The organism is Nocardia sp. NPDC005746 (assembly GCF_040630785.1).
Taxonomy (GTDB): Bacteria; Actinomycetota; Actinomycetes; order Mycobacteriales; family Mycobacteriaceae; genus Nocardia.
The window spans coordinates 292669-305404 of the sequence record NZ_JBEXYE010000001.1; the positions used below are offsets into that span (position 1 = coordinate 292669).

The window sequence follows — 12736 nt, forward strand, 5'->3', positions numbered from 1 at the left end:
TCATAGGTGGGTTCTCTGTCGGTCGTACCAGTAGGATGAGGGAGTAACTAGCGGCGATACCTCCCGGCGCGTTCCGTAGCGCCCGCGCGTGGGCCCCCGTAACTCTCGAGCAGACAGTGTTCCGGAGCTCGGGCAGACAGTGTCTGTGGGCCTCACGCGTGCGACCGCACTGTGCCGGGAGGATCAGCAAGTAAGGAGAGCTACCGACCAGTGGCTGCCATGGACTCCAACGCAGACGGCTCGACCCAGCCCAAGTCAGGCAAGCCGACGTCGTACGGTGCCGACTCCATCACCGTCCTCGAGGGCCTCGAGGCGGTTCGCAAGCGCCCCGGTATGTACATCGGTTCCACCGGTGAGCGCGGCCTGCACCACCTGATCTGGGAGGTCGTCGACAACTCGGTCGACGAGGCGATGGCCGGATACGCCTCGCGGGTCGATGTCACCCTGCTGGCCGACGGCGGCGTCGAGGTGGTCGACGACGGCCGCGGCATCCCGGTCGCGATGCACGCTCAGGGTGTGCCCACCATCGAGGTGGTCATGACCCAGCTGCACGCGGGCGGCAAGTTCGACGGCGAATCCTATGCGGTGTCGGGCGGTCTGCACGGCGTCGGCATCTCGGTGGTGAACGCGCTGTCCACCCGGCTGCAGGCCGATGTGGACACCGACGGGTACCACTGGACCCAGGAGTACAAGGACTCCAAGCCGGGCAAGCTGGTGCAGGGCGGCGCGACCAAGCGCACCGGTACCACCATCAAGTTCTGGCCGGACCCGGACATCTTCGAGACCACCACCTTCAGCTTCGAGACGGTCGCGCGCCGCCTGCAGGAGATGGCGTTCCTGAACAAGGGCCTGACCATCACGCTGACCGATCAGCGGGTGTCCGAGGGTGACGTCACCGACGAGGTGGTCAGCGAGACCGCCGAGGCGCCCAAGCACATCGACGAGAACACCCCGGCCGCCGAGCCGAAGGTGAAGACCCGCACCTACCACTACCCGGGCGGGCTCGAGGACTACGTCAAGCACATCAACCGGACCAAGACGCCGATCCACAACTCGATCGTGGCGTTCACCGGTAAGGGCACCGGCCACGAGGTCGAGGTCGCGATGCAGTGGAACTCGGGTTACTCCGAGTCCGTCCACACCTTCGCCAACACCATCAACACCCATGAGGGCGGTACCCACGAGGAGGGCTTCCGCGCGGCGCTCACCACGGTGGTGAACAAGTACGCGAAGGACAAGAAGCTCCTCAAGGAGAAGGAAGGCAACCTCACCGGTGACGACATCCGTGAGGGCCTCGCCGCCATCGTGAGCGTGAAGATCGCCGACCCGCAGTTCGAGGGCCAGACCAAGACCAAGCTCGGCAACACCGAGGTGAAGTCCTTCGTCCAGCGCACCTGCAACGAGCACATCTCGCACTGGTTCGAGGCGAACCCGGCCGACGCGAAGACGATTGTGCAGAAGGCGGTTTCGTCGGCGCAGGCCCGCGTCGCCGCCCGTAAGGCGCGAGAGCTGGTGCGGCGCAAGTCCGCCACCGATCTGGGCGGCCTGCCGGGCAAGCTGGCCGACTGCCGTTCCAAGGATCCGAGCAAGTCCGAGATCTACATCGTGGAGGGTGACTCCGCCGGTGGCTCGGCCAAGTCCGGCCGTGACTCGATGTACCAGGCGATCCTGCCGCTGCGCGGCAAGATCATCAATGTCGAGAAGGCGCGCATCGACCGCGTGCTGAAGAACACCGAAGTGCAGTCCATCATCACCGCGTTCGGCACCGGTATCCACGACGAGTTCGATATCGCCAAGCTGCGTTATCACAAGATCGTGCTGATGGCCGACGCCGACGTGGACGGCCAGCACATCTCGACCCTGCTGCTCACCCTGCTGTTCCGCTTCATGCGCCCGCTGGTCGAGCACGGTCACGTGTACCTGGCCATGCCGCCGCTGTACAAGCTGAAGTGGCAGCGCTCGGAGCCGGAGTTCGCTTACTCCGACCGCGAGCGCGACGGGCTGCTGGAGCGCGGCCTGGCGGCCGGCAAGAAGATCAACAAGGACGACGGCATCCAGCGCTACAAGGGTCTCGGTGAGATGAACCCGAAGGAGCTGTGGGAGACCACCATGGATCCGAGCGTGCGGGTCCTGCGCCTGGTCACCCTCGATGACGCCGCCGCGGCCGATGAGCTGTTCTCCATCCTGATGGGTGAGGACGTCGAGGCTCGCCGCAGCTTCATCACTCGGAACGCCAAGGACGTCCGGTTCCTCGACGTGTAATTCGCGACGGCAGCGGCCCTTCCGGGTCGCTGCCTGCGCGCCGCGAGGACCACCCACAACTTCTGACGGAGACCAATTCATGACTGAGACTTCGCTTCCGCCCTCGGGTGGCGACCGCATCGAGCCGGTCGACATCCAGCAGGAGATGCAGAACTCCTACATCGACTACGCCATGAGCGTGATCGTGGGCCGTGCGCTGCCGGAGGTGCGCGACGGTATGAAGCCGGTGCACCGGCGCATCCTGTACGCGATGTACGACAACGGGTATCGGCCCGACCGCGGCTATGTGAAGTCCGCGCGCCCGGTCGCCGACACCATGGGTAACTATCACCCGCACGGTGACACGGCCATCTACGACACCCTGGTGCGTATGGCGCAGCCGTGGGCGCTGCGGTATCCGCTGGTCGACGGTCAGGGCAACTTCGGTTCCCGCGGTAATGACGGCGCGGCCGCCATGCGTTACACCGAGTGCCGCCTGACGCCGCTGGCGATGGAGATGCTGCGCGAGATCGACCACGAGACGGTCGATTTCACCCCGAACTACGACGGTAAGACCCAGGAGCCGACCGTCCTGCCGAGCCGGGTGCCCGCCCTGCTCATGAACGGTTCCAACGGTATCGCCGTCGGTATGGCGACGAATATCCCGCCGCACAACCTGAACGAGCTGGCCGAGGCCATCTATTGGGCGCTGGATAATCACGACGCCGACGAGGAGGCCACTCTCGCCGCGTGCATCGAGCGGGTGAAGGGTCCGGACTTCCCGACCGCGGGCCTGATCGTGGGTACCCAGGGCATCCACGACGCCTACACCACCGGACGCGGTTCGGTCCGCATGCGCGGCGTGGTGGAGATCGAGGAGGACAGCCGCGGTCGCACCACGATCGTCATCACCGAGCTGCCGTACCAGGTCAATACCGACAACTTCATCAATGCCATCGCGGAGCAGGTGAAGGACGGCAAGATCGCGGGTGTCTCCGACATCCACGACGAGTCCTCCGACCGTGTCGGTATGCGCATCGTGGTGACCGTGAAGCGCGACGCCATCGCCAAGGTGGTGCTCAACAACCTCTACAAGCACACCCAGCTGCAGACCTCCTTCGGCTGCAACATGCTGTCGATCGTCGACAAGGTGCCGCGCACGCTGCGTCTGGATCAGATGATCCGGCTGTATGTGAATCACCAGTTGGAAGTCATCATCCGGCGGACCCGCTACCTGCTGCGCAAGGCGGAGGAGCGGGCTCACATCCTGCGCGGTCTGGTGAAGGCGCTGGATCAGCTGGACGCGGTGATCGCCCTGATCCGCCGTTCGGCCGACACCGAGACCGCCCGCACCGGCCTGATGCAGTTGCTGGAGATCGACGAGATCCAGGCGACCGCCATCCTCGACATGCAGCTGCGTCGCCTGTCGGCTCTGGAGCGGCAGAAGATCCTCGACGAGTTGGCCAAGATCGAGGCCGAGATCGCGGATTTGAACGACATTCTGGCCAAGCCGGAGCGGCAGCGCGCCATCGTCCGTGACGAATTGGCGGAGATCGTCGACAAGTACGGCGACGACCGCCGCACCAAGATCATCGCGGCCGACGGCGACGTGCAGGACGAGGACCTGATCGCCCGCGAGGACGTGGTCGTGACGATCACCGAGACCGGCTACGCCAAGCGCACCAAGACCGACCTCTACCGCTCGCAGAAGCGCGGCGGCAAGGGCGTGCAGGGCGCGGGTCTCAAGCAGGACGACATCGTCAAGCACTTCTTCGTCACCTCGACCCACGACTGGCTGCTGTTCTTCACCAACAAGGGCCGGGTGTACCGGGCCAAGGCGTACGAGCTGCCCGAGGCCAACCGCACCGCGCGCGGCCAGCACGTGGCGAACCTGCTGGCCTTCCAGCCGGACGAGAAGATCGCCCAGGTCATCCAGCTGAAGTCGTACGAGGACGCGCCGTACCTGGTGCTGGCCACCCGCAAGGGCCTGGTCAAGAAGTCCAAGCTGACCGACTTCGACTCGAACCGGACCGGCGGCATCGTGGCGGTCAATCTGCGCGACGAGGACGAATTGGTCGGTGCGGCACTGTGTTCGGCCGATGACGACCTGCTGCTCGTCTCCGCGCACGGCCAGTCGATCCGCTTCAACGCCAATGACGAGGTGCTGCGCCCGATGGGCCGCGCCACCTCCGGCGTGCAGGGCATGCGCTTCAACGCCGACGACGAACTGTTGTCGCTCAACGTGGTTCGCGACGCGGAGGGCATCTATCTGCTTGTCGCGACGGCGGGCGGGTACTCCAAGCGCACGGCCATCGACGAGTACACCGCGCAGGGTCGTGGCGGCAAGGGTGTGCTGACGATTCAGTACGACGAGAAGCGTGGCAGTCTGGTCGGTGCGCTCATTGTCAATGACGACGACGAGCTGTACGCGATCACCTCCGGCGGCGGTGTCATTCGCACACTGGCGCACCAGGTTCGTAAAGCGGGTCGTCAAACCAAGGGCGTCCGGTTGATGAACCTGGGTGAGGGCGATACTTTGCTCGCGATCGCTAGGAACGCGGATGAGCCCGACCAGGTTGCCGAAGATGACACCAGCGGTTCGGCGAAGCAGTAGTTTCTCCACAGCAGCGGCGGCACAACGGATCGAAGGATTCACCATTGACCACGAATCAGCCGAATGACCAGCGAGGTCACGCCAACGGCGTGACCGAGAGAATCGCCCCGTCCCCGATTCCGCCGCGTCCCATTCCGCGGCCGGGCGCGCAGGACGGTGGAACGCCGCAGAATTCCGAATTGCCGCCCAAATCCGGTGATTCGGCCGCCGAGGCCCCCGCGGCCGACGCGGCGCCCGCCGCTCCCGAGGCGGCGGACGGGCAGGGCGGTTCGCCCTTCCAGGAGGGCTGGTCGCAGCTGCCGCAGCGGGAGCCGCAGTCCAACCTGTACCGTCCGGGCCAGTCCCCGACGGCGGGCCGGCCGGGGACCAACCCGAGCCTGGGCGGTGGCGGCCTGCAGGGCGGCGGCCTGAACGCCGGTGTCTCCAATGCCCGCACCACCGCCGACCTGGCGGCCAAGGCGGCGCGCAAGGAGGCGGCCATGGTGAAGTCCGTCGGCATCGACGGACCGACCCGCAGCATCTCCCGCCCGGAGCTGGTCAAGGATCTGCCGGATCTGTCCGAGCTGCGGCACCCGCTGCCGCCGCCGGACCCGATCGCGCCGGCCGGCCCGGTGTCGCCGTCCGCCCCGGCGGCGGTGGCGCAGGCCGCGGCCACCGGTGAGCCGCTGCGCGCCACCGTGCAGCTGCGCCACATCGACCCGTGGTCCACGCTGAAGGTCTCGCTGGTGATCAGCGTGGCCATGTTCTTCGTGTGGATGCTGGCGGTCGGCCTGCTGTATCTGGTGCTGGAGGGTATGGGCGTCTGGGAGCGCCTGAACTCCACCTTCACCGACATGGTCTCGGACAACTCCAGTTCGGCGCTCATCGACGCGGGCACGGTCTTCGGCTACGCCGGTGTGATCGGCCTGATCAATGTGGTGCTGCTCACCGCGCTGTCCACGGTCGGGGTGTTCGTCTACAACCAGTGCACCGATCTGGTCGGCGGCATCCAGGTCACCCTGTCCGATCCGGACTAGGAAACCGCTGTTTCGATCCGCCCGCGACGGCCGGTCAGTCTTGCTTCCGCAAGCCGCTGACCGGCCGTTTTGGTTATCGGTGCCGACGTACGGTAATCTTCTGCCTCGTTCGAGTCACACACTTCGAACACCCACTAAGGGCCTATAGCTCAGGCGGTTAGAGCGCTTCGCTGATAACGAAGAGGTCGGAGGTTCAAGTCCTCCTAGGCCCACCCACAGGTAAAGAACGAACTGCCTTCCCAGGGGCCTTAGCTCAATTGGCAGAGCACTGCCTTTGCAAGGCAGGGGTTAGGGGTTCGATTCCCCTAGGCTCCACTCCCACCAGCCGCAGACCGCCTCGGTCTGCGGCTTCTGTCGTTGCAGTACTGTGGGATTCATGAAAATCCTGCTCACCATTGTGATCGCCGCCGCCGTCGTTTTCGGGATCAGCAAACTGCGTCAGCGCAATGACGCCGACCTGTGGCATGAGGTCACCACGCGCTGACCGCCTCGAATTTGGCTGTGACACGGAACAAGCGGCGGTTTTCCATCCGATTCACGCCGTAAGGTCGAGAGATGGCGTCCACTGAGATCTCCGAGCTGGTGCAGTCCGTGGTCGAGCCATATCTGTTGAGCGGCCCGCGCCGGTACAACCGGCATCAGGTCGCGGATCTGACCGGGTTGCCCAACAATGTCACCCGCCGCCTGTGGGTGGCGTTGGGCTTCCCGGCCGATCCGGACGACGAGGCCGTGGAATACAGCGACTCCGATATCGAGGCCGCCCAGACCTTCGCCAAGCTGCACGTGCTGGCCACCGCCGACACGCACCGTCAGACCACGGCCGCGCGCACGCTGGGACGGTCCATGGCGCGGCTGGCGGAGTGGCAGGTCGATCTGGTGACGGAGGAGATCCTGGACCGGATCACGACCCTCGCGCGCGAGCAGCCGGACCTCGATCCGAAGGAAGCGGCGCGCATCGCCACCGACGAGGTGGTCACCGAATTCGAGACCTTGCAGCGCTACGCCTTCCGCCGGCACCTGGACGCCGCGCTGGCGCGGTCGCTGGACGGGGGAGCGGCGGCGGGGGACACGGTTCGCGTGCTGGCCGTCGGATTCGCCGACATGGTCGGTTACACCCGCCTGACCCGCCACCTGGAGGCCGATGAGCTGTCGGCGCTGCTGGAGGCCTTCGAGACGGCCACCAGCAACGCCATCGTCGCCAATGGCGGCTGGGTGATCAAGAACGTGGGTGACGAGGTCATGTTCGCGGCGGCGACGGCCACCGACGGGGCGCGGATCGCGCTCGCGGTGCAGGAGGCCGCCATCGCCTCGCACGGCGTCACCCAGGAGCTGCGGGTGGGTCTGGCCTACGGGGAGGTGTTGCAGCGCTTCGGCGACCTCTACGGGTCGACGGTGAACACGGCGGCGCGGCTCACTGGTGTGGCCCGGCCGGGCACGGTGCTGGTGGACGACGGGGCGGCCGCGGCCATCGAGGCGGATCTGGATTTCACGCTGCGGCATCTGGCCACGGTGCGGGTGAAGGGCATCAATCGGCTGTACGGGCATGTGCTGCGCCGCAATGAGATTCGACCGCTGGTCTGAGTGATCCCCGTCGAGGACGTGCTCCGGGAATGGGGGCGGGCCTCGGCGAAGGGGGGGGAGTTAGCCGAGGCCCGCGTAAGGTCGGCCCGGGGGGGAGGGGCCGACGGGAACGATCCTACGCGACGATTTCGGATTGTGTGGCTATCGGGGCATCGCGTTCAAAGATTTTTTCGAGTAATAAGCGCGGTTGTCGGCGGCGGGCTCGGCATCGTGACCGAAATGCGTCCTTCGCCGAATTACGTTCGAGTAGTTGACGACTCACGATCCCGGGCGCCGTCCGTGCCGACACTGGTGAAACTCGGATGACTCACTCTGCCGATCCGGGCATACTGGCCAGACGCCGACGATCGTGTTCGACCGCATCCGTGCAGTTCGGAACAGGAGAATCATGCCTGCCGCCATAGTCGCCGAGGGTCTGGTCAAGAGGTACGGCCATCTGGTCGCCCTCGACGGCCTCGACCTCTCGGTCCCCGAAGGCACCGTGACCGCCCTGCTCGGCCCCAATGGCGCCGGCAAGACCACCACCGTGCGCGTGCTCACCACGCTGCTCATCCCCGACGCGGGTCACGCCGTCGTCGCCGGGGTGGACGTCCTGAAGGACCCGCAGCTGCTGCGCTCCCGCATCGGCGCCTCCGGCCAGTACGCCGCGGTCGACGAATACCTCACTGGCTTCGAGAATCTCGAGATGGTGGGCCGTCTGTACCACATGGGGGTGCGGCGCAGTAAGGAGCGAGCGCGCGAGCTGCTGGACCGGTTCCGCCTCGCCGACGCCGCCGACCGCCCGGTCAAGGGCTACTCCGGCGGTATGCGCCGCCGCCTGGACCTGGCGGGCGCGCTGGTCGCGAATCCGCCCGTGCTGTTCCTGGACGAACCCACCACCGGCCTGGATCCCCGTGCGCGCCTGGACCTCTGGGACGTCATCGAGGAACTGGTGGCGGGCGGCACCACGCTGCTGCTGACCACCCAGTACATGGAGGAGGCCGACCGGCTGGCCGATTCCATCGCCGTCATCGACCACGGGCGGGTGATCGCGGAGGGCACCTCCGACGAGCTCAAGGCGATGGTGGGCGGCGACCGGATCGAGCTGGTCGTCGATCACGCCGACAATCTCGCGGTGGCGCGGCAGGCGCTGGAAGGCTTGGCGCACGGCGAGATTCGGCTCGAGCCGGGGCTGCGGCGGATCATCGTGCCGGTCGAGGACGGCTCGCAGGCGCTGGTGGACGCCATCGGGCAGCTGACCGCGCACGAGGTGCAGATCCACGACGTGGGTCTGCGCCGGCCCTCGCTCGACGATGTGTTCCTGTCCCTGACCGGACACGAGGCCGAAGAACTGATCAACGGCAATCGACCCGCCGAGGAGAAGGAGGGGGCTCGATGAGCGCCACGCTCGCCGTCGCCGGAAAGCCTTCGCTCGCACAGCGACTGGCCATGGTGGTGACCGACAGCATCACCATCACCAAACGCAATGTGATCAAGATCCGCCGGGTGCCGGATGTGCTGATCTTCTCGACGCTGTCGCCGATCATGTTCGTGCTGCTGTTCGCCTACGTCTTCGGCTCGTCGATCCAGTTGCCGGGCACGTCCTATCGCGAGTTCCTGATCGCGGGGATCTTCGCCCAGACCGTGGTGTTCGGTGCGACGTTCACCGGTCTGAGCCTGGCCGAGGACATGCAGAAGGGCATCATCGACCGCTTCCGGTCACTGCCCATGGCCCCGTCGGCGGTGCTGATCGGCCGCACGCTCTCCGACGTGGTCATCAATGTGGTGAGCCTGGTGGTGATGTCGCTGACCGGTCTGCTGGTGGGCTGGCGGATCCGCGGCTCGTTCCTCGACGCGGTGCTGGCGTACGTGCTGTTGCTGCTGTTCGCGTACGCGGTGTCGTGGATCATGGCGGTGGTCGGCCTGCTGGTGCGCGCGCCGGAGGTCTACAACAACGCCAGCTTCATGGTGATCTTCCCACTCACGTTCATCGCCAACACCTTCGTGCCGTCCGCGAACCTGCCGACGGTGTTGCGCGTTGTGGCGGAATGGAATCCGGTGTCGGCGGTGACGCAGGCGACGCGTGATCTGTTCGGCAACACCTCGCCGATGGGTCCGAGCGCGGATGTCTGGCCCATGCGGCATCCGGTCGCGACGACCCTGATGTGGATCGTCGTGATCCTGGCGATCTTCGTGCCGCTCGCCCTGAAGCAGTACAAGCGCTCGGTGAGTCACTGAGTAACTCGGCGACTCACCGCGGGCTTCAGTGGTTCACGAGGTCCGGCGAGGGCGCCGAACCGTTGCGCGAGTAGCCCAGGCGCGGCGGTTCGGCGGCCGGTGCCTCCGGTTGCGGACGCTTGTTCACGAAAAACGCGACGACACCTCCCGCGATAGCCACGAGGGCGGCCACGATGACCTTGTTACGAACGCTCCCCAGCTCCATCCGACCATGCTGGCACAGCAAGACAATTCGTGCACGGACGGGGCCGCCGATCGGTTACTCGACGGTAACGCTCTTGGCCAGGTTGCGCGGCTTGTCCACGTCCCGGCCCAGCGCCATGGCCGTGTGATAGGCCAGCAACTGCAACGGAATCGTGAGGATGATCGGGTCGAGTTCCGGGCACACCGCCGGAACCCGGATCACCGAATCCGCCAGCCCGTCCGGCAGATCGGTGTTGGTGACCGCGATGACCGGGCCGCCGCGCGCCTTGATCTGCTCGATGGTGGTGATGTTCTTCGCCAGCAGCTCGTCGCCGGGCACCAGCACGATGGAGGGCATCTCCGGGTCGATCAGCGCCAGCGGGCCGTGCTTGAGTTCGGAACCCTGGTACGCCTCGGCGTGGATGTAGGAGATCTCCTTCAGCTTCTGCGCGCCCTCGCGCGCCACCGGCCAGGCACGCACCCGGCCGATGAAGAACATGCTGCGCGCCTTGGCGAATCGCGACGCGATGTCGGCGACCGTCTCCTCCTCGGCCAGCACGGCGTCGATGGCGTCGGGCAGCGCGCGCAGCCCGGACACGATGCGCTCGCCCGCCGCCGCCGACAGGTCCCGCACCCGGCCCAGCAGCAGGCCCAGCATGGCGAAGGACACGGTCATATTGGTGAGCGCCTTGGTCGAGGCCACCGAGACCTCCGGGCCCGCGTGCAGGAACACGCCCGCACCGCACTCGCGCGCGATGGCGCTGCCGACCACGTTCACCGCACCGATGACACGGCCGCCCTTGCGCTGCAATTCCTGAACGGCGGCAAGGGTATCCAGGGTCTCGCCGGACTGGCTGATCGCCACGTACAGCGCGTCCGGGTCCACCACCGGATTGCGGTAGCGGAACTCCGAGGCGGGCTCGGCGACGGCCGGGATCCGGGCCAGCTCCTCGACCAGCTGCGCGCCCAGCTGGCCCGCGTAATAGGCGGAGCCGCAGCCCAGGAACACCACCTTGCTGATGCCGCGCAGCTCGCGCGCGTCCATGTTCAGGCCGCCCAGGTGGGCGGTGGCGAAGCGCTCGTCGAGGCGGCCGCGCAGCGCCCGGCGGACGGCGTCGGGCTGTTCGGCCATCTCCTTGCGCATGAAGTCGGGGTATCCGCCCAGCGCGTAGTCCTCGGCCGCCATATCGATGGTGGTGGGGATCTTGTCGGTGCGGCGGGCCTCGAGACCCAGTGTGCTGGTGCGGAATTCGTCGGCGCGCACGGTGGCCAGCTCGCCGTCGTCGAGGAACACCACGCGCTGGGTGTGGTGCACCAGGGCGGCCACGTCGGAGGCCACGAACATCTCACCGTCGCCGACGCCGAGCACGATGGGGGAGCCGTTGCGGGCCACCACCAGTTCGTCGGGGCGGCGGGCGTCGAGCACCAGCAGGCCGTAGGTGCCCTCGACCCGGCGCATGGCGGTGCGGACCGCGTCCTCCAGGGTCTCGGATCCCTCCAGGGCGGCGGCGACCAGATGCGCGATGGCCTCGGTGTCGGTGTCGGAGACGAATTCCACGCCCTCGGCGGTCAGCGCGGCGCGCAGCACCTCGGCGTTCTCGACGATGCCGTTGTGCACGACCGCGATCCGGCCGGAGACGTCGGTGTGCGGGTGCGCATTGGCGTCGGAGGGTTCGCCGTGGGTCGCCCAGCGGGTGTGGGCGATGCCCACATTGCCGCGCAGCCGGGCGGCTTCGGCATCGGCCTTGTTGCGTAGGTCCTGGACCCGGCCCTGGGTTTTGGTGACCCGCAGGCGGCCGCGGTGCGGCACGGCCAGGCCCGCGGAGTCGTAGCCGCGGTATTCGAGCCGGTGCAGGCCTTCCAACAGGACCGGGACGGCCTCACGATGCCCGATATAACCGACGATTCCACACATTGCGCGACGGACTCCTCACCCGTAGACGATGCGACGCAGTTGCCGTTCGGTGAAGTCGGGGGCGGCGACCCGGCGCTGCGCGAGCTCGGCCGCCAGGCGCTGCCAGATTTCGGCATTGCGGACCTGACGGCTCTGCAATTCGGCATGTCTGCGGCGCACGAACTGCTCGGCGGTCTCGTCGAAGTATCCGACGACATCGGCGACCACGCGGGCCGCGACGGCGGGCGGCAGGCCGGTGGAGGCCGCCACATGGCGGACCAGATCGACCGGATCCCCGTCATTCACTCGACCGAACATGCCATGCCGGGACCGTTTCCGCCACTTCTGTGCCCGAATCCGGGCAGGGAATCACATCTCACGGCGGATTCGGGGGCTTCGCGTGTGCCGCTTCGGCCCGGCCGCGCGCCCTGCACCTATCCTGGCGGCGTGACTTCACCGAATCAGACCGCAGTGGCGACGTTGCACACGAACCACGGCGACATCAAGATCTCGCTCTTCGGTAACCACGCCCCCGCCACCGTCCGCAATTTCGTCGGCCTGGCCGACGGCTCGAAGGCGTACAGCACCCCGAACGCCGCGGGCACCGACTCCGGGCCGTTCTACGACGGCTCGCTCTTCCACCGTGTGATCGACGGCTTCATGATCCAGGGCGGCGACCCGACCGGCACCAGCCGCGGCGGGCCCGGCTACGAGTTCAAGGACGAGTTCCACCCGGAACTGCGCTTCGACCGGGGCTACCTGCTCGCCATGGCCAACTCCGGGCCCGGCACCAACGGCTCCCAATTCTTCATCACCTTGGGCGCGCAGCCTCACCTGAATCGCCGCCACACCATCTTCGGTGAGGTCGTGGACCCTGATTCCCGCAAGGTGGTCGACGCCATCGCCACCATCGCCACCGACCGCGACGACCGCCCCAAGGACGACGTGGTGATCAACAGCATCACCATCGCCTGAGAAACGGCCCTCGTA

11 protein-coding genes and 2 tRNA genes are annotated in these 12736 nt (G+C 66.9%); 10 read left to right on the forward strand and 3 right to left on the reverse strand.

Going from position 1 to position 12736, the window contains the following annotated elements; genetic code table 11:
• Positions 1–219 precede the first annotated feature (219 nt).
• The 9 genes from gyrB to ABZ412_RS01375 all read left to right on the forward strand — a co-directional run bounded on the left by gyrB (position 220) and on the right by ABZ412_RS01375 (position 9669).
• Positions 220–2262 carry a DNA topoisomerase (ATP-hydrolyzing) subunit B gene (gene gyrB, locus ABZ412_RS01335; protein WP_357274915.1) on the forward strand — a complete coding sequence of 681 codons (2043 nt, stop codon included), beginning with the start codon at positions 220–222 and terminating at the stop codon, positions 2260–2262.
• Positions 2263–2341: 79 nt separating this feature from the next.
• On the forward strand, positions 2342–4855 hold the full coding sequence (gyrA, locus tag ABZ412_RS01340; RefSeq protein WP_357274918.1) for a DNA gyrase subunit A: 2514 nt from the start codon (positions 2342–2344) through the stop codon (positions 4853–4855).
• Positions 4856–4944: 89 nt separating this feature from the next.
• Entirely contained in the window at positions 4945–5871 is a 927-nt protein-coding gene (locus ABZ412_RS01345; RefSeq protein WP_357274920.1) for a DUF3566 domain-containing protein, read from the forward strand.
• 138 nt (positions 5872–6009) lie between these two features.
• Positions 6010–6083: transfer RNA gene (locus ABZ412_RS01350), tRNA-Ile, on the forward strand.
• Positions 6084–6113: 30 nt separating this feature from the next.
• Positions 6114–6186 (forward strand) — tRNA-Ala (locus tag ABZ412_RS01355).
• 61 nt (positions 6187–6247) lie between these two features.
• Positions 6248–6355: a DLW-39 family protein gene (locus tag ABZ412_RS01360; RefSeq protein WP_357274922.1), complete on the forward strand. Its 108-nt coding sequence runs from the start codon at positions 6248–6250 to the stop codon at positions 6353–6355.
• Between the two features lie 71 nt (positions 6356–6426).
• Entirely contained in the window at positions 6427–7452 is a 1026-nt protein-coding gene (locus ABZ412_RS01365) for an adenylate/guanylate cyclase domain-containing protein (RefSeq protein WP_357274924.1), read from the forward strand.
• Between the two features lie 388 nt (positions 7453–7840).
• Positions 7841–8830, forward strand: coding sequence for an ATP-binding cassette domain-containing protein (locus tag ABZ412_RS01370; RefSeq protein WP_357274927.1), 990 nt, complete (start codon positions 7841–7843; stop codon positions 8828–8830).
• A 50-nt stretch (positions 8831–8880) separates the two neighbouring features.
• Positions 8881–9669, forward strand: coding sequence for an ABC transporter permease (locus tag ABZ412_RS01375; protein WP_357275898.1), 789 nt, complete (start codon positions 8881–8883; stop codon positions 9667–9669).
• A 25-nt stretch (positions 9670–9694) separates the two neighbouring features.
• Here the strand turns inward: ABZ412_RS01375 and ABZ412_RS01380 are convergent, their stop codons facing one another.
• The 3 genes from ABZ412_RS01380 to ABZ412_RS01390 are packed head-to-tail and all read right to left on the reverse strand — an operon-like array spanning position 9695 to position 12052.
• Positions 9695–9874, reverse strand: coding sequence for a hypothetical protein (locus tag ABZ412_RS01380; protein WP_357274929.1), 180 nt, complete (start codon positions 9872–9874; stop codon positions 9695–9697).
• A gap of 54 nt (positions 9875–9928) precedes the next feature.
• On the reverse strand, positions 9929–11767 hold the full coding sequence (glmS, locus tag ABZ412_RS01385) for a glutamine--fructose-6-phosphate transaminase (isomerizing) (RefSeq protein WP_357274930.1): 1839 nt from the start codon (positions 11765–11767) through the stop codon (positions 9929–9931).
• Between the two features lie 15 nt (positions 11768–11782).
• Positions 11783–12052 carry a hypothetical protein gene (locus ABZ412_RS01390; RefSeq protein ID WP_246598244.1) on the reverse strand — a complete coding sequence of 90 codons (270 nt, stop codon included), beginning with the start codon at positions 12050–12052 and terminating at the stop codon, positions 11783–11785.
• Between the two features lie 141 nt (positions 12053–12193).
• On the opposite strand from ABZ412_RS01390, the gene ABZ412_RS01395 reads away from it, so the two are divergent.
• Complete coding sequence (locus tag ABZ412_RS01395) at positions 12194–12721, forward strand: peptidylprolyl isomerase (RefSeq protein ID WP_357274932.1); 528 nt, start codon at positions 12194–12196, stop codon at positions 12719–12721.
• The last annotated feature ends 15 nt before the right edge of the window (positions 12722–12736 follow it).